Origin of the sequence: Micromonospora sp. CV4, from assembly GCF_003667455.1 — a bacterium.
Lineage (GTDB): Bacteria > Actinomycetota > Actinomycetes > Mycobacteriales > Micromonosporaceae > Micromonospora.
In genome coordinates, this window is record NZ_RCVI01000042.1 from 1 (window position 1) to 693 (window position 693).

A 693-nucleotide genomic window follows, 5' to 3' on the forward strand; every position below is an offset into this window, starting at 1 on the left:
CCACGACCCCCGCCCTCCCCCACTGAACCTCCTGTGATCATGAAGTTGTCGTCACCCGCTTCGGCGTGGCGTGACGACAACTTCATGATCAGCGGGGGTGGGCGGACAGTTCTGTCACCAGTTCTTCGTCCTCCACCGCGCCGGTCGGGTGAAAGCCGAGGGAGCTGTAGAGGGTGGCGGCCTGGGTGTTGTCGGGGTGATACGAGAGGCGGACCGGGGGGTTGCCCTCTCGCGTGGACAGCCAGGCCGCCAGAGTTTGCACCGTCGCTCGTCCGACACCGCGATTCTGCTCGGCGGCGTCGATCAGCATCCCACCCCTCCAGTGCGAGCCGTCGTCGTCCACGCCCCACATCACGTGCCCGACGACGGTCTCGTCCGCGTAGACCGCCAACGAGGTCCACACCTCGGAACGGCTGCTGAGCAGCAGGTAACGCGCGCCCAGCGCGGCCACGAACCGGCGCTGGTCGTCGCGCGGGGCGACGTCGGCCACCGCCCGCCAATTGTCGTCGTCTATCGGCCGGAGTGTGATGCGCCGCCCGCTCCGGTCCAGGTGTCCCCCATTGATCATCCGGCGGATGCTACCCCGACCCGTACCCGCAGATCTTGGACAGTTTCCGTTCCGCCCTGACGGAAACTGTCCAAGATCTGCGCCTGTATCTTATACACATCTCCGAGCCCACGAGACTACGCTGC

General features: G+C 66.4%; 1 protein-coding gene. It reads right to left on the reverse strand.

The genetic code is table 11. From position 1 onward, the window contains the following. Positions 1-88: 88 nt before the first annotated feature. Entirely contained in the window at positions 89-568 is a 480-nt protein-coding gene (locus EAD98_RS00205; RefSeq protein ID WP_121652107.1) for a GNAT family N-acetyltransferase, read from the reverse strand. Positions 569-693: the final 125 nt, after the last annotated feature.